Source organism: Terrirhizobium terrae (assembly GCF_030323265.1).
Taxonomy (GTDB): Bacteria; Pseudomonadota; Alphaproteobacteria; order Rhizobiales; family Rhizobiaceae; genus Neorhizobium.
In genome coordinates this window covers 3,371,226-3,385,924 of sequence record NZ_CP104992.1, presented here as the reverse complement: position 1 = coordinate 3,385,924, position 14,699 = coordinate 3,371,226, and the positions used below count along the sequence as shown (strand labels likewise).

Annotated in this window: 13 protein-coding genes, 1 tRNA gene and 2 pseudogenes; 8 read left to right on the top strand and 8 right to left on the bottom strand. The window is 59.4% G+C overall.

Going from position 1 to position 14,699, the window contains the following annotated elements; translation table 11 throughout:
- Positions 1-47 precede the first annotated feature (47 nt).
- Both N7E02_RS24660 and N7E02_RS24655 read right to left on the bottom strand, forming a co-directional pair.
- Positions 48-2,092 (bottom strand): annotated as a pseudogene (locus N7E02_RS24660) (FUSC family protein).
- Positions 2,093-2,177: 85 nt separating this feature from the next.
- Positions 2,178-2,672: a hypothetical protein gene (locus tag N7E02_RS24655; protein WP_286580260.1), complete on the bottom strand. Its 495-nt coding sequence runs from the start codon at positions 2,670-2,672 to the stop codon at positions 2,178-2,180.
- Positions 2,673-2,918: 246 nt separating this feature from the next.
- On the opposite strand from N7E02_RS24655, the gene N7E02_RS24650 reads away from it, so the two are divergent.
- The 4 genes and pseudogenes from N7E02_RS24650 to N7E02_RS24635 all read left to right on the top strand — a co-directional run bounded on the left by N7E02_RS24650 (position 2,919) and on the right by N7E02_RS24635 (position 6,050).
- On the top strand, positions 2,919-4,133 hold the full coding sequence (locus N7E02_RS24650; RefSeq protein ID WP_286580259.1) for an NADP-dependent isocitrate dehydrogenase: 1,215 nt from the start codon (positions 2,919-2,921) through the stop codon (positions 4,131-4,133).
- 70 nt (positions 4,134-4,203) lie between these two features.
- Positions 4,204-4,660 (top strand): annotated as a pseudogene (locus tag N7E02_RS24645) (GNAT family N-acetyltransferase).
- A gap of 91 nt (positions 4,661-4,751) precedes the next feature.
- Positions 4,752-5,387 (top strand): glutathione S-transferase family protein, encoded by a 636-nt coding sequence (locus N7E02_RS24640; RefSeq protein WP_286580257.1) that lies wholly within the window; start codon positions 4,752-4,754, stop codon positions 5,385-5,387.
- A gap of 288 nt (positions 5,388-5,675) precedes the next feature.
- Positions 5,676-6,050 carry a hypothetical protein gene (locus tag N7E02_RS24635; protein WP_286580253.1) on the top strand — a complete coding sequence of 125 codons (375 nt, stop codon included), beginning with the start codon at positions 5,676-5,678 and terminating at the stop codon, positions 6,048-6,050.
- 74 nt (positions 6,051-6,124) lie between these two features.
- Here N7E02_RS24635 and N7E02_RS24630 read toward each other — a convergent pair whose 3' ends face one another.
- On the bottom strand, positions 6,125-6,514 hold the full coding sequence (locus N7E02_RS24630; protein WP_286580250.1) for a hypothetical protein: 390 nt from the start codon (positions 6,512-6,514) through the stop codon (positions 6,125-6,127).
- A 275-nt stretch (positions 6,515-6,789) separates the two neighbouring features.
- On the opposite strand from N7E02_RS24630, the gene N7E02_RS24625 reads away from it, so the two are divergent.
- Positions 6,790-7,548, top strand: coding sequence for a bestrophin-like domain (locus N7E02_RS24625; protein ID WP_286580249.1), 759 nt, complete (start codon positions 6,790-6,792; stop codon positions 7,546-7,548).
- Between the two features lies 1 nt (position 7,549).
- On the opposite strand, the gene N7E02_RS24620 is transcribed toward N7E02_RS24625, so the two are convergent.
- The 4 genes from N7E02_RS24620 to N7E02_RS24605 all read right to left on the bottom strand — a co-directional run bounded on the left by N7E02_RS24620 (position 7,550) and on the right by N7E02_RS24605 (position 11,442).
- Positions 7,550-9,172, bottom strand: coding sequence for an ABC-F family ATP-binding cassette domain-containing protein (locus tag N7E02_RS24620; protein WP_286580247.1), 1,623 nt, complete (start codon positions 9,170-9,172; stop codon positions 7,550-7,552).
- An 84-nt stretch (positions 9,173-9,256) separates the two neighbouring features.
- Positions 9,257-9,385, bottom strand: a complete 129-nt coding sequence (locus N7E02_RS24615; RefSeq protein ID WP_286580245.1) for a hypothetical protein — start codon at positions 9,383-9,385, stop codon at positions 9,257-9,259.
- A 338-nt stretch (positions 9,386-9,723) separates the two neighbouring features.
- Positions 9,724-11,202, bottom strand: coding sequence for a trigger factor (gene tig / locus N7E02_RS24610; protein ID WP_286580243.1), 1,479 nt, complete (start codon positions 11,200-11,202; stop codon positions 9,724-9,726).
- A 155-nt stretch (positions 11,203-11,357) separates the two neighbouring features.
- A tRNA-Leu gene (locus N7E02_RS24605) sits at positions 11,358-11,442 on the bottom strand.
- A 654-nt stretch (positions 11,443-12,096) separates the two neighbouring features.
- On the opposite strand from N7E02_RS24605, the gene N7E02_RS24600 reads away from it, so the two are divergent.
- The 3 genes from N7E02_RS24600 (at position 12,097) to trmFO (ending at position 14,220) form a co-directional block, all read left to right on the top strand.
- On the top strand, positions 12,097-12,243 hold the full coding sequence (locus N7E02_RS24600; RefSeq protein WP_286580240.1) for a DUF1127 domain-containing protein: 147 nt from the start codon (positions 12,097-12,099) through the stop codon (positions 12,241-12,243).
- Between the two features lie 253 nt (positions 12,244-12,496).
- On the top strand, positions 12,497-12,640 hold the full coding sequence (locus tag N7E02_RS24595) for a DUF1127 domain-containing protein (protein WP_093000600.1): 144 nt from the start codon (positions 12,497-12,499) through the stop codon (positions 12,638-12,640).
- Positions 12,641-12,810: 170 nt separating this feature from the next.
- Complete coding sequence (gene trmFO / locus N7E02_RS24590; protein ID WP_286580238.1) at positions 12,811-14,220, top strand: methylenetetrahydrofolate--tRNA-(uracil(54)-C(5))-methyltransferase (FADH(2)-oxidizing) TrmFO; 1,410 nt, start codon at positions 12,811-12,813, stop codon at positions 14,218-14,220.
- On the opposite strand, the gene N7E02_RS24585 is transcribed toward trmFO, so the two are convergent.
- On the bottom strand, positions 14,198-14,686 hold the full coding sequence (locus N7E02_RS24585) for a hypothetical protein (protein WP_286580236.1): 489 nt from the start codon (positions 14,684-14,686) through the stop codon (positions 14,198-14,200). The genes trmFO and N7E02_RS24585 overlap by 23 nt on opposite strands.
- Between the last annotated feature and the right edge of the window lie 13 nt (positions 14,687-14,699).

Sequence of the window (14,699 nt, the reverse complement as noted above, 5' to 3'; positions counted from 1 at the left end):
TTCTTTTGCCGGGCAAATAGCCCTCCGACGCGGCGACGGCAAGCCGGTTATTGGTTCCTGGGTCCGTCCGGATTGGACGGATATAAACGATTGAGCAGATTGGCGACCATATCTGCGCCCAAAGCGGCGCTTTCCGGAGAGGCGGGCAATGCCGCAGCGCCGGTCGCTGCATGCCTCGGCTTCGTGGTCGAAAAGCAATCGGCGCCTCGCGCCGCCGCCTTGTCGAGGACCGCCCTCGCCTCATCGATAGCACGCAGAAGTTCGGCATCGGCAGGTTTTGCCGTATCGGCAAAATCCCGGGCCAGAATGCGCGCCCAGTAGGAGGTGGCGAGGAAGACCGCCAGGGTCTGGCGGATCGGCCCCGGCCGGGTGACCAACGACCATGCGCTGCCGAGAGGCCGTGCCGCGACGGTCAGATCGCGATAGGCGCTATCCACCCGGCTTGCCAGCTCGATCAGCCTGTAGCGCCCCTCGCCTGCCCGCACGGCATCCAGTAATTGCCCGAGACTGTCATACCAGCGTGCAAGCGCCAGTTCGACGGTCGATCTGGTCGAGGAAGGAAAAATGACGAAGGCGACGAAGATGCCGGCAACGGCACCGATCAAGGTCTCCTCGACGCGCAGGAACAGCACTTCCAGCGTCAACTGGCCGATCAGGCCGTACACGAGACAAAGCACGATGGTGACGAAAAAGCTCATCACCGCGTAGGAAACCTGGAGGAAATAGAAGGCCAGGAACACCCCGGCCGAGGCGAGAACGACGGTCGCGGCGGTATGCCCGGCCAGCAAGGTCGCGGCGCCAAGCCCGATGACGATGCCGAAAAGAGTTCCCACGGAGCGCTGTACGCCTCGTATCGCAGCATCTCCGCGAGACCGCGTGTTGTTGAAGACCAGAAAGGCGGTCAGTACGGCCCAGAACCAGCGTTCCCGCGACAAAGTCAGGCCGCAGGCCATCGCAATGCCGGAGGCAATGGTGATCTGAACTGCGGCCCGGACCAACGGATTGCGCCAGGAGAAATCCGGTTTTGCCGGCGATTTTGACGCGTCCGGGCCATCAGCCTCCAGCCGCGACAAGGCGCCCTCATTGACCGTCTTCGTCAATGTCGCCGAGGCGCGCTGCAGCCAGAGAAGAGCCTTGATGCTTTGCGCTACCGGCTCGTCATGCCCCTGATCTTTATAGATTCCGGCAATCTCATTCGCCTTTGCAACGTCGCCCCGCATCACGGCACTGACAAGGCTGCGGGATGCCCGCGCACCCGAAGCGGTGACAATCGCACTTTCGGCCGCAAGGTGGATATCGAAGAGCGCAATCGACAGCGCCGTCAGCGGTGCATCCGCAGAAGCATCCGTGCCTTCCGCAGGACGCGGCAGAAGTCCCTCCGCCATCAGCACGACATCCTTCAGCTGCTCCTCCTCTGGCGCAGATCGAGCCGATCCCGCTCCGTCATTGCGCCCGTCTCTGGCAAGGCCGAGAGATGCAGCAGGATGTCCGCCACCCTCTGCTGGATCGCCTTAAGCGCTTCGCCGAGATCCCGGCGCCAGTCATCAGGGAACAGATAGGTGCGGATCAGATGTCCAAAGGAAACCGCGACAAGAGGCCCGAGTGCCGCCAGCGGCAGATCGCTGAGCGACGGCCTGAGATAGGCGCCGATGAAATAGGAAATGAAGGCGAACATGCCGACGGCAAAGCCGCGCTGGCCATAGACGCGCGCCAGGCTCGCCACCAGGATCACACCCAAAAAGGTAAGATCCGCGACGATGCGGTTGCCTTCCAACAGCGCAGCAAGCGTGATGCAGAAGAGGCTTGCAGCGCAGCCCATCAGCCGCGTCCTGGCCTGTTCGGAGGGTGTCCGGTCACGCACTGCCACGCCGCCTTCGATCGAGAGCACGATCGCGAGTGCATAGGAAATCGGCGGTAGGGCCACCAGCGTAGAATGGATTCCGATCAGGACGAGGATCGAAACCAGGATGGTAAGCGTCACCCGGGCGCCCATCTTGACCCGCGACAGGGCGGGATCGGACGCCAGGAGGCGATTGAATAGAGCCGAGATGTGGCTCACCGCTATCCGCCTTTTATCAGCAAACAATGGCATTCGCCCTCAAGGGTGACGAGAGAGCCAGCATATCCGAAAGCCGCCCGATATCACTCTCCCGTGGCGATCGACTGCATTTCCTCGATCAGGAATCGCTTTCGCCATCGGCGACACGGTGAATGTCGTCGATGACAGGCTTGCCATCCTCATCGATGACGTCGAAACGCACTTCCGAAAGGCTGTTCTTCAGGTCGTTGTCATCAACACAGGTCCACTGCTTGAACGTCACGGTGATGCTGGTTTTGCCATCAACCGGCGCGGCCGGAACAGTCTTGACCTCCTCCAGCGGGCAGCCGTCCTGCGAGGCGGTGACTACATCATAACCGAAGGGATCGCCGGGCTGATTGTTTTCCGTTTCATAGGCCGGGTGCTTTGCGGCTTCCGCATAGGCCGCCTGGAAGCGCTTGCTGAACAGGCGGGCAAGCGGATCGGCGTCGAAGATGAACTTCCAGTCGCTGTCGTTGCTCTTCCAGTTGTCTTCGGTGATTTTCATCACCTCGTTGACGGGGTCGATGGCGTCTGCCGCCATGGAGACCGTCGAGAGAAATGAAAGGGTGAGCGCGAGCAGCAACGAGCGCATGTTGGCAATCCGATTTCCAGGGCGATTGGTGGGGCGAATGTTGGCCGGACATTACCCCCGAACCGTCATTTGGCAATGGCCAATTTGATTGTAATCCCAGTGTCGTTCGAGCGCATCCCGAAATCTCGCGCAAATGGGCGGAATCCCTGTGTCACGCCTTTGCACCACCGTGCTGCGGTGCTATAGCGCACCCCGTATTGATCATTTTTGGGCCGAATGTGGCCCGCTTACGACAAGAGGAAGTCCATGCAGAAGATCAAGGTAGCGAACCCGGTCGTCGATCTCGACGGCGACGAGATGACCCGCATCATCTGGCAGCTCATCAAGGACAAGCTGATCCTTCCCTATCTCGATCTCGACATCGAATATTACGACCTCTCCGTCGAGAACCGCGATGCCACCGACGATCAGGTGACGATCGATGCCGCCAACGCCATCAAGAAGCATGGCGTCGGTATCAAGTGCGCCACGATTACGCCGGATGAAGCCCGCGTCGAGGAATTCAAGCTGAAGAAGATGTGGAAGAGCCCGAACGGCACGATCCGCAACATCCTCGGCGGCGTCATCTTCCGCGAGCCGATCATCATGCAGAACGTGCCGCGCCTCGTTCCGGGCTGGACCAAGCCGATCATCGTCGGCCGCCACGCCTTCGGTGACCAGTACCGCGCCACCGATTTCAAGTTCCCGGGCAAGGGCAAGCTGTCGATCAAGTTCGTCGGTGAAGATGGCAAGGAAATCGAGCACGAAGTGTTCGACGCTCCGTCCTCAGGCGTCGCGATGGCCATGTACAACCTCGACGACTCGATCAAGGATTTCGCCCGCGCCTCGTTCAACTACGCTCTGCAGCGCGGCGTTCCCTGCTACCTGTCGACCAAGAACACCATCCTGAAGGCCTATGACGGCCGCTTCAAGGACCTGTTCCAGGAAGTCTTCGACGCCGAGTTCAAGGAACAGTACGAAGCTGCCAAGATCTGGTACGAGCACCGCCTGATCGACGACATGGTTGCTGCCGCTCTGAAGTGGTCCGGCGGTTACGTCTGGGCGTGCAAGAACTACGACGGCGACGTCCAGTCCGATATCGTTGCCCAGGGCTTCGGCTCGCTCGGCCTGATGACTTCGGTCCTGATGACGCCGGATGGCAAGACGGTGGAAGCCGAAGCCGCACACGGCACGGTCACCCGCCACTACCGCCAGCACCAGAAGGGTCAGGCAACCTCGACGAACTCGATCGCCTCGATCTTTGCATGGACCCGTGGCCTCGCGCACCGCGCCAAGCTCGACGACAATGCGGAACTGACGAAGTTCTCCCTGACGCTCGAAAAGGTCTGCATCGACACTGTCGAAGCCGGCTTCATGACGAAGGATCTGGCGCTTCTGATCGGCCCGGATCAGCCGTGGCTCTCGACCACTGCCTTCCTCGACAAGATCGATGAAAATCTGAAGAAGGCGATGGCTGCCTAAGCGATCGTTTTTCGGCTAAGTATTGCGGCGGGGATTTCCCCGCCGTTTTTGTTTGCGCAGGAGGCTCCGCATGTCCGCACGTCGCCCCGTTGAAATCCGTCCGCTCGATCCATCCGATCGCGAGGCATGGCAGCCATTGTTCGAGGCCTATATCAGCTTCTATGAGTCCGAGCTTCCGAAAGAACAGTACGACATCACCTGGGCGCGTTTCCACGACGAGGCAGAGCCGATGCACGCACTCGGCGCCTTCGACGAAGGCAAGCTTGTCGGCATCGTGCATGCGCTCTTCCACCGCTCCACCTGGCTGCCGGACACGACCTGCTACCTGCAGGATCTCTATGTCGATTCTGAGCCAACGCGGTCGCGGCGTCGGCGAGGCCCTGATCGAAAAGGTTGCCCTTCTGGCACGCGACAAGAATGCCGGCCGCCTCTACTGGCTGACACAGGAGAAGAACGACTCAGCGCGCCGTCTGTATGATCGGGTCGCGGTTGCCCCAGGCTTCATCCAGTACAGGAAGCCTCTATAGCAGAGACCAAAGTTTCATTTTCCATCTTGCCAGACATCTTGAATGTGTCGCCTGGCGCTCCAAAACAAAGGCGATCACAGGAGGAAGATGGATGGCAGATGATCTCCTACTCTATACAAACCCGCTGTCGCGCGGCCGTATAGCTCGATGGATGCTGGAAGAGGTGGGCGTGCCCTACCGGACGGAAATCCTGCATTTCGGCACGACGATGAAATCCGACAGTTACAAGGCTTTCAACCCTATGGGCAAGGTACCTACTGTCGTGCACGGCAAGCGGGTTGTAACGGAATGCGCGGCCATCTGCGCCTATCTAGCCGACGCGTTTCCGGAAGCGGGCCTCGCCCCGCCGGCCGCCGACCGCGCAAATTACTACAGATGGATGTTCTTCGCCGCCGGCCCGCTGGAGGCTGCCGTCAGCAACCGGGCGCTCGGTTTCGAAGTACCGGCCGGACGCGAAAGGATGGTCGGCTATGGCTCTTACGCCGATGTTATGGACGGACTCGAACTTGCCGTCCGAACAAGTTCCTACATCGCCGGAGAGAAATTCTCAGCTGCCGACGTCTATGTCGGGTCACAGATCGGCTGGGGACTGCAATTCGGATCGATCGAGAAGCGCCCGGCCTTCGAACAGTATTTCGGACGGCTCGCGCTTCGTGACGCCTATCAGCGAGCGACAGAGAAAGATGACGAGGCGGCGGCAGAAATGCAGGCGGCGCAGCAGGGTTAACGCCGCGATTCATCATGAATTCAGCGCCGGCCCCTCGAATAAGAAGATTCTAATCCTCATCCTGTCCGATATTGGACAGGGAGAGCCTGAAGGACAGCCAGGATTTTTGCAAGATGGACACCCATACCATTCACGATTGGCACCAATCGCGAAGCGGCGGAGCTGTTTGCCGTGCCGCTAGATCAGCATCGCCCCAAAGCAGCAAGATCGTTCAAGTTTCGTTAAGGCAGGCGGGCGCATTGTCGCATAACGAAGCGCCACGAAGGTTGGCGCCCAGGGACACCATCTATGAAGAAGCTTGCTCTTTCCGCATTCTCGGCCATGCTGGCCGTCAGCGCCGTACTTGCACCGGCCAGCAGCGCCATGGCGCAGTACCGTGATGGCCATCGCCCCCATTGGGACCGTCGTGGACCGCCGCCCCCACCGCCGCGTTGGCGCGAAGAGCGCCGCCACCATCACCACAGCGACAAGGGTTCCGTGATCGCCGGCGGCCTGGCAGCCGGCGTCATCGGCGGTTTGATCGGCGGCGCGCTTGCCAATGGCGGCCCGCGCTATGTCGAGCCGCCACCACCCCCGCCGCCGCGTTGCTGGTTCGAGGACCGCCGCGTGCCGAATGCCTATGACGGCGGCTGGCACATGGAATCCATCCGCGTCTGCCAGTAACACGACCAGAAACGCCACAGGACAAGAGCCACGCCACGCGTGGCTCTTTGCGTTTCAGGCTTCTTGGTCACCGATCATTTCGATTTCTGGTTCCGGGCATAGACGACGCAGTTGTCGATCATGCTGACGCATAGGCCATTGAGGTCGGTTGCGGTATTGTTGTCGCCGGCAAACTCGACCTGCTTCAGTTTGCCATCGGCAAACCTGAACTGGGTACTGCAATTGCCACCCGAAGACCCGCTGCGCGACGTGTTGACGGCGGGAATGGAGCCGAACAGCGTGAAGGATGGATTGACGACATTCCAGTTTCCGCGCGGCATGTCGCGCCGATAGGCCCATATCGAACCGCCATCAGCCGTGGGGCTGCTGGCGCTCGGAAAGCCCGCGCACATGCGCACATCATCTTCGTCGAGGCCAACCAGCTCCTTTCGCGCGGATGAAACGGTGGAGTTCTCGCCAACCACCCGCGACGTATCCGACGGGATCGTGCAGCCTATCAGTGCTAAGCATGAAATCGCTATTCCGGCAAATCCCGGCAAAATCGACGTATGAAATATCATATTCTGACATCGCCCTGTTTTCCTCCCAAGGCCTCCGAGGGGTCTAGCTAGGGGCGAGATTGGATCGATCAAGGCATTTTCTGCCCGGAGAAACCGAGACTTGCGATACGGCTTGCGGAGCTGTCAGGTCTCAGCTACGCAAAAGCACTGGCATTGCTGCTGATCAGGGATTGCCAATCATGAACGCGGAAATCGTCATCGGCATGATTGCGTTTGCGCTTCTCAGCGCTGTTTCCTTCGCGTCCGCCAGCCTCTATCCCCGCCTGCGCGCCTCCCATCGGGACGACGAAACGAACACCATTGTCCGCCTTGTCGCCAACATTTTCGTCGTTATGACCTCTCTCGTCTTCGGCCTGATGCTCAACTCGTCGAAAAATACATTCGAGACGATCGACTCGAACGTGCACACCTATGCCACGCAGCTCATCCTGTTCGATCGTTCGCTCGAATTCTACGGGTCTGACACCGGCGAGGTGCGAAGTGCTCTTGTGACTTATGTCGAACATGCCCTGACGGACCCCAGCCGCGCAGACGACACACTCCAACACAGGCGCACGGATGCGGAAGAACGCCTTAGTGCTGTCGGGACCATGCTGAACGAGGTACAGAGCGCCACTGCGGATGAAACAGCGCAACTCAGCGATCTGCGGCAGCAATACCGGCAGATCGTAGAGCACCGCTGGATGATCGTCGAGCAGCAGTCCGGTGCGATCCCGACGGCGATTATCGGGATGCTGATCGCATGGCTTGCGATGATCTTCGCAAGCTTTGGTTATCGCGCACCGAAAAATGCCGTCGTCCTTGTCGCCTTCAACGTCGCCGCGCTTCTGATGGCCTTCTCGATCTATCTCGTCCTCGACATGGATTCGCCCTTCAGCGGGCTGATCCAAATCTCGGACGCACCGCTGCATCGAGCGCTAGCGGAAATGCTCGAGTAGATCAGGCCACCAACCCCGGTGCCTCATAACCAGTGCGCTCGACATATTCGCGATAACCGCCATCATAGCGATGCACACCATCCGCCGAGACTTCCAGCACGCGGTTGGAGAGTTCCGAGAGGAAGTGTCGGTCGTGGCTGACGAAGAGCATCGTGCCTTCGTATTCCGACAATGCCTTGATCAGCATTTCCTTAGTGTCGAGGTCGAGGTGGTTGGTCGGCTCGTCGAGAACGAGGAAGTTCGGCGGGTCGAACAGCATCGCCGCCATGACGAGGCGGGCTTTCTCGCCGCCGGAAAGTACGCGGCACTTCTTCTCGACGTCGTCACCGGAGAAACCGAAGCAGCCGGCAAGCGTCCTCAGAGCACCCTGCCCGGCGCGCGGAAATTCCGATTCGAGCCATTCGAACACCGTCTGCTCACCATCGAGCACATCCATGGCGTGCTGGGCGAAATAGCCCATCTTAACGCTCGCTCCGACAGCAACCGATCCCTGATCCGGCGCCGCAGAACCCGCAATCAGCTTCAACAGCGTCGACTTGCCGGCGCCATTGACGCCCATGATACACCAGCGCTCCTTGCGGCGGATGGAGAAGTCCAGCCCCTCGTAGATGACCTTGCTGCCATAGGCCTTGTGGATACCCTTGAGGCTTGCGACATCCTCGCCCGAACGCGGCGGCGCCTGGAATTCGAATGCAACCGACTGCCGGCGCTTCGGCGGCTCGACGCGTTCGATCTTGTCGAGTTTCTTCACCCGGCTCTGCACCTGGGCCGCATGGCTGGCCCGCGCCTTGAAGCGCTCGATGAACTTGATTTCCTTGGCCAGCATCGCCTGCTGACGCTCGAACTGTGCCTGCTGCTGCTTTTCGTTCTGTGCCCGCTGCTGTTCGTAGAAGCCGTAGTCACCGGCATAGGAATTGAGCGATCCGGCATCGATCTCGATGATCTTGTTGACGATGCGGTTCATGAACTCGCGGTCATGCGACGTCATCAGCAGCGCGCCGTCATAGCCCTTGAGGAATTGCTCCAGCCAGATCAGGCTTTCGAGATCCAGATGGTTGGAGGGTTCGTCGAGCAACATCACGTCGGGGCGCATCAAAAGAATGCGGGCGAGCGCCACGCGCATCTTCCAGCCGCCCGACAGCTTGCCGACATCGCCATCCATCATCTCTTGGCTGAAAGAGAGGCCAGCCAGAACTTCACGGGCACGGCTCTCAAGGCCGTAGCCATCGAGTTCCTCATAGCGGGCCTGCACTTCGCCGTAACGCTCGATAATGGCGTCCATCTCGTCCATGCGGTCAGGATCGACCATGGCGGCTTCCAGCTCGCGCAGTTCGGCGGCAACCGTGCTGACCGGCCCCGCCCCATCCATCACCTCGGTGACGGCGCTGACGCCGGACATCTCGCCGACATCCTGATTGAAATAGCCGATGGTGACATGCTTCTCGACCGAAACCTGGCCCTCGTCTGGCACTTCGCCGCCGGTGATCATCCGGAACAGCGTCGTCTTTCCCGCGCCGTTGGGGCCAACGAGACCAATCTTCTCGCCTTTGTTAAGGGCCGCGGAGGCTTCAATATAAAGAATGCGGTGGCTGTTCGACTTGCTGATATTTTCGATGCGGATCATGGCTGCCGGTCTTCGTGGGAGAATTCGGCCTGCCTTATGTCATGACATGGCGGGAATGTCGCGGGGTTTCGGAGGGAAAACGATCTACTCGCCGGGATGACGGTTGGGACGTGTCTTTTTCTCGATATAACGAGAATAGACCGCAACGACCAAGCCGATAGCTCCGACGAGCCACGGCAAGACATACCAGAAGAAGAAATATGCGGATGTCATGGCCTGAGACCTCCGAGTACGATCCGACCCGCCCAATGTAATATCAAAGACGCAGCAATCCAACTGGCAACAGCCGCTAGGACTATCCAGCCAAGTTCAGATGAGACCAGAGACGCGGATTGGCCAATCGCTCCAACAGCCAGACACGCTGTCGATGCGCGGTCCAGCGCCGCAGCGAGATATTTCGTCCGCTCGTTATGCACCAATTCCATGACGCCCCCGGAATCGTGACTATCAGTCATATTAATTCGGACCACGAGGCTTTCTTCAAGCCACCACATAACGAAAAAGCCGGGTCGTTTCCGACCCGGCCTTTCGTCATTCAATGTCTGCGAAGATTATTCGGCGCTGTCTTCAGCGGCCTTCTTCTTCGGAGCAGCCTTCTTCTTCGGGGCAGCAGCTTCTTCGCCTTCAGCGGCTTCAGCCTTGGCAGCCTTCTTCGGAGCGGCCTTCTTCTTGGCCGGCTTTTCGGAGGCTTCGTCTTCGTCCTCGGCCGTCAGCTCTTCCTTGGTGACCGTCTTGTCGGTGACCTTCACTTCGGAGAGAAGCTTGTCGATGACCTTCTCTTCGAAGATCGGGGCGCGCAGCGAGTTGGAAGCGCCAGGCGTATTGCGGAAGAAGTCGAGGATTTCCTTCTGCTGGCCAGGGAACTGCTGAAGCTGAGCATAGAGCGCGCGCTGCAGTTCTTCCTCGGTTACTTCGACGCCGGCCTTTTCGCCGATTTCGGACAGAACCAGGCCGAGACGAACGCGGCGTTCAGCCAGCTTGCGGTATTCCGCGCGGGCTTCTTCCTCGGTCGTGTCCTCGTCTTCGAAGGTCTTGCCCGACTGCTGCAGATCGGTGTTGATCTGGCGCCAGATGTTGTCGAACTCGGCGTCGACCAGACCCTGCGGGGTGTCGAACTGGTACATCTCGTCGAGCTGGTCGAGGATCTGACGCTTGACCTTCTGGCGGGTGATGTTGCCGTACTGGCCTTCGATCTGACCGCGAACGATCTCCTTCAGGCGATCGACGGATTCGATGCCGAGCTTGGAGGCGAGTTCGTCGTTGATCTCGACGTCAGCGGCGGCAGCCACTTCCTTGACGGTGATGTCGAAGGTGGCTTCCTTGCCTGCAAGGTTTGCAGCCGGATACTGTTCCGGGAAGGTGACCGTGATGACCTTCTCGTCGCCGGCCTTGACGCCGACCAGCTGGTCTTCGAAGCCTGGGATGAACTGGCCGGAACCGAGAACGAGTTCGGCATCTTCGGCAGCGCCGCCATCGAAGGCTACGCCGTCGACCTTGCCGAGATAGTTCATGGTGACGCGGTCGCCGTTGGCGGCCTTGCCCTTCTTGGTTTCGTAGGTACGAGCGCTTTCAGCGATTTTGAGGATCTGCTCGTTGACTTCTTCGTCGGCGATTTCGACGACTTCGCGAGTGACCGCGATCTTGTCGTTCGACTTCAGCTCGATCGGCGGGATGACCTCATAGGAGAGCGTGAACTCGAAGTCGGCCTGAGCGGACAGGATCTTTTCGGCTTCAGCTTCGTCCTCAGTCATCGAGATCGACGGCTGGGTCGCCGACTTTTCGCCGCGCTCGGAAAGGATCTTGGTCGGGCGCTCGCGAACGATTTCGTTGACGAGGTCGGCCATGATCGACTTGCCGTAGGTCTTCTTCAGGTGCGAGAGCGGCACCTTGCCGGGGCGGAAGCCGTTGATACGGACCTTATCCTTGGCGTCGGCGAGGCGAACGTTGAGCTCGGCCTCCATGTCCTGCTTCGGGATTACGACCTTGATTTCGCGCTTCAGCCCTTCAGCGAGCGTTTCGGTAACCTGCATTTTCAAACCTTCATATCGTGGCGGCGGTGCCCAGAACCGGCAGCTACAGCCGTTGTTTCAGTGAGCACATCGCCGGAACTTCTAAGAGACCAGCCGCGGTATCAATGGCGCCTGTCAACTGCCGCTTTCGGCTGAGGACCGCACCCTGGCGGTGCTGGTGCGGGTAGAGAGACTTGAACTCCCACGCCTTGCGGCACCAGAACCTAAATCTGGCGTGTCTACCAATTTCACCATACCCGCGCCTCAACCGCGTCGAAAATCCTCGTCGCCTGAGGCCTTCCGGAGCGCGCGTCTCTATATCACCCGTTTTCATGGGCGCAAAGGAAAAATGACAGTCTTCCAATGGAACTCTATGCCTTGCAGTAAACGGTGCGGCACAGCATTCCCGGCGGGCTGAAATAGGCCAATACCCCATACCCGCCTGAAGACGGAGCAGTTGTTCGGGACCCCATGCGAAGCCATGCGCTAGTCGCATGACATCCATTCGAGGTTTGCAGTGCACAAGCCCCCTAATATTCTGTAGTAAATTGATCAACGAACAAGCAGACGCGACGAAGCAAATCAGCCATCGGCGCCTCACGGCTCAAGTTCAACATAATTCGGGTCACGCACTCCTCCTCCCAGCGTGTGCCCGTGGAGACTGGCGGTACTCCTCCTCCCAATCGCCAGTCGCTCATATGACGCCCACCGGATCTCCTCCCCCGGTGGGCGTTGTCTTTTCCGGCCCAGACGGCTTCTCATCAATCGATTTAACCCCGCTTTCGCTGCAATGCACACAGCGCATAGGTGGCATACCGAACCGGCGCTGTTTTTTAGGCGGGAAAGCATTTAAACCGATTAGCAGATGACGAGGGGCGAAGAACTGCACTCTCAGGGCTCAAAAGGGACACGAAGATGAACATCGCAAACAAGTTCAACAACTGGCGCAAGTACCGCGAAACCGTAACCGAACTCGGCCGCATGACCGACCGCGAACTTTCCGATCTCGGCATCGGCCGCGCTGACATCCGCCGCGTTGCACGTACGGCAGTCGGCTTCTAAGACATTTCGACATTAATGTCGTTCGAAAGCGCCTCCTTCGGGAGGCGTTTTTCGTTTATGCTCAATCATTTAAGCCGAAATGGCGCTGATGCTTCTTTTTAAAGCATTGCACTCAAAATCGGCGACCATCTGCACAAATGCATATCAGTCGCACATTTTTTGCACTGCAAGTTCTTATTATGCGGATGTATAAGAACGTCATCGCCGGGGCCGAAACGAGCACCGGGACAAAGATGATCTTGAGGAAACCACCATGAATCCGATCCGCATCGCAAAGAACTGGATCAGCTACCGCCGCACGATGAACGAGCTTGGCAATCTTTCGAACCAGGCACTCTCGGACATCGGTCTGACCCGCTACGACATTCGCAACATCGCTTCGCGTTCCTTCCGCTAATATCTGGCGGTTGGCGGCAGATATCTGCCGGACGAATGACGGTCTAGCGACCGAAATGCCCAAGGATGATCAAAGGCACCTTCTCAGGTGCCTTTCTGATTCCGGCAGACTGGTAGTCGGCCGCGCTTTTTGATTCCTGTCCGTCGCGGCCCGTGATAATGAGCCGCCCCATGACAGAGAAATCCTATTCCCCCATCCACGTCGTCGGCGGCGGGCTCGCCGGTTCCGAGGCTGCCTGGCAGATCGCCCAGGCCGGCATACCGGTCGTTCTCCACGAGATGCGCGGCGTTCGCGGCACCGATGCCCACAAGACGGACGGCCTTGCCGAACTCGTCTGTTCCAACTCCTTCCGCTCCGACGATGCGACGGCCAATGCTGTCGGCGTCATCCACGCCGAGATGCGGCTTGCCGGATCGCTGATCATGGCCTGCGCAGACAAGAACCAGGTTCCGGCCGGCGGTGCGCTTGCTGTCGACCGTGACGGATTTTCCGATGCGGTCACAGAGGCAATCGAAAAACATCCGCTGATCACCGTCTTGCGCGAAGAGATCCAGGGCCTGCCGCCGAAGGAGTGGGATCTGGCGATCGTCGCGACCGGCCCCTCACCTCGCCGTCGCTCGCCACCTCCATCCAGGCAGAGACAGGTGAAGACCAGCTCGCCTTCTTCGACGCGATCGCGCCGATCGTGCATCGCGATCTCGATCGACATGGATATCTGCTGGTATCAGTCGCGCTACGACAAGGTCGGCCCAGGCGGAAACGGCAAGGACTATATCAACTGCCCGCTCGACGAGCAGCAGTACAACACATTCGTCGACGCGCTGATCGCGGGCGACACGGTCGGCTTCAAGGAATGGGAAGGCACGCCCTATTTCGACGGCTGCCTGCCGATCGAGGTCATGGCGGAACGCGGCCGCGAGACGCTGCGCCATGGGCCGATGAAGCCGATGGGTCTCACCAATTCTCATAACCCGACCGTGAAGGCCTATGCCGTCGTGCAGCTGCGCCAGGACAATGCGCTCGGCACGCTCTACAACATGGTGGGCTTCCAAACGAAGTTGAAATACGGCGCCCAGGCGGAGATCTTCCGCATGATCCCCGGCCTGCAGAATGCCGAATTCGCTCGGCTGGGCGGCCTGCATCGCAACACTTACATCCAGTCGCCGATCCTGCTCGACAGGTCGTTGACGCTGAAGAGCCGCCCGGGCCTGCGTTTCGCGGGCCAGATCACCGGCTGCGAGGGCTATGTGGAAAGCTCGGCGATCGGGCTTCTCGCCGGCCGGTTCGCCGCTGCCGAGCGCAAGGGCGATGCCATCGTACCGCCGCCGCCGACCACGGCATTCGGATCACTGCTCGGCCACATTACCGGCGGCCACCTCATCCATGACGAGGAACCCGGTAAACGGTCCTTCCAGCCGATGAACGTCAATTTCGGCCTATTCCCGGAGCTTGAACCGGGCTCGATCGTCAAGCCGGAAGGCGTCAAGCGCTTCCGTGGCAAGGATAAGACGATCATGAAACGGCAGCTCCTGTCCGCACGTGCGCTTCGCGATTGTGCTAGCTGGTTGGCCCAGGCTTAGGCGCTTCCGCATCCTCGGCGGTTTCTCCGTCGAGGGTGCGATCTTCAACGCTGACATAGTTGTCGAGCAGCCAGAGGGATACCTCCGCCGCTTCCTGCTCCGTTCTGAAGAAAAATTCGCCGTTCTGTGTCGGCGCATCGAGAAATTCCGCCGAAAACCCCTTCACGTCGATCAACGGCGTGACGCGAACACGGCCTGGATGGATGACATGGCAGGCGAAGTGATTGCGCCGGTTGCGCATGATGCCGGCCTTGCTGTCATGAAGACGCACGAAGATGCTGTTGCCGTCCTTCGTCGCATGCAGGCTGCGGATGGCCTCCTCCGGAAAGGCACGGCCAAATTCGACGATGGCGAAGCCGACGTCGTGATTGCCTTCCTTTTCGCTCGTCCGCAATACCCGGCCGATGTAGTAGATCAGCAGGAGGATCAATCCAACGATCGTTGTCCATACGACGAAAGGACTCAAACCGCTTCTCCTT

Excerpts from the sequence above, each read along its gene's own strand:
- N7E02_RS24655 (WP_286580260.1), bottom strand. The coding sequence starts at position 2,672 with ATGCGCTCGTTGCTGCTCGCGCTCACCCTTTCATTTCTCTCGACGGTC.
- N7E02_RS24650 (WP_286580259.1), top strand. The coding sequence starts at position 2,919 with ATGCAGAAGATCAAGGTAGCGAACCCGGTCGTCGATCTCGACGGCGAC.
- N7E02_RS24640 (WP_286580257.1), top strand. The coding sequence starts at position 4,752 with ATGGCAGATGATCTCCTACTCTATACAAACCCGCTGTCGCGCGGCCGT.
- N7E02_RS24635 (WP_286580253.1), top strand. The coding sequence starts at position 5,676 with ATGAAGAAGCTTGCTCTTTCCGCATTCTCGGCCATGCTGGCCGTCAGC.
- N7E02_RS24625 (WP_286580249.1), top strand. The coding sequence starts at position 6,790 with ATGAACGCGGAAATCGTCATCGGCATGATTGCGTTTGCGCTTCTCAGC.
- N7E02_RS24620 (WP_286580247.1), bottom strand. The coding sequence starts at position 9,172 with ATGATCCGCATCGAAAATATCAGCAAGTCGAACAGCCACCGCATTCTT.
- N7E02_RS24615 (WP_286580245.1), bottom strand. The coding sequence starts at position 9,385 with ATGACATCCGCATATTTCTTCTTCTGGTATGTCTTGCCGTGGCTCGTC.
- tig (WP_286580243.1), bottom strand. The coding sequence starts at position 11,202 with ATGCAGGTTACCGAAACGCTCGCTGAAGGGCTGAAGCGCGAAATCAAG.
- N7E02_RS24600 (WP_286580240.1), top strand. The coding sequence starts at position 12,097 with ATGAACATCGCAAACAAGTTCAACAACTGGCGCAAGTACCGCGAAACC.
- N7E02_RS24595 (WP_093000600.1), top strand. The coding sequence starts at position 12,497 with ATGAATCCGATCCGCATCGCAAAGAACTGGATCAGCTACCGCCGCACG.
- trmFO (WP_286580238.1), top strand. The coding sequence starts at position 12,811 with ATGACAGAGAAATCCTATTCCCCCATCCACGTCGTCGGCGGCGGGCTC.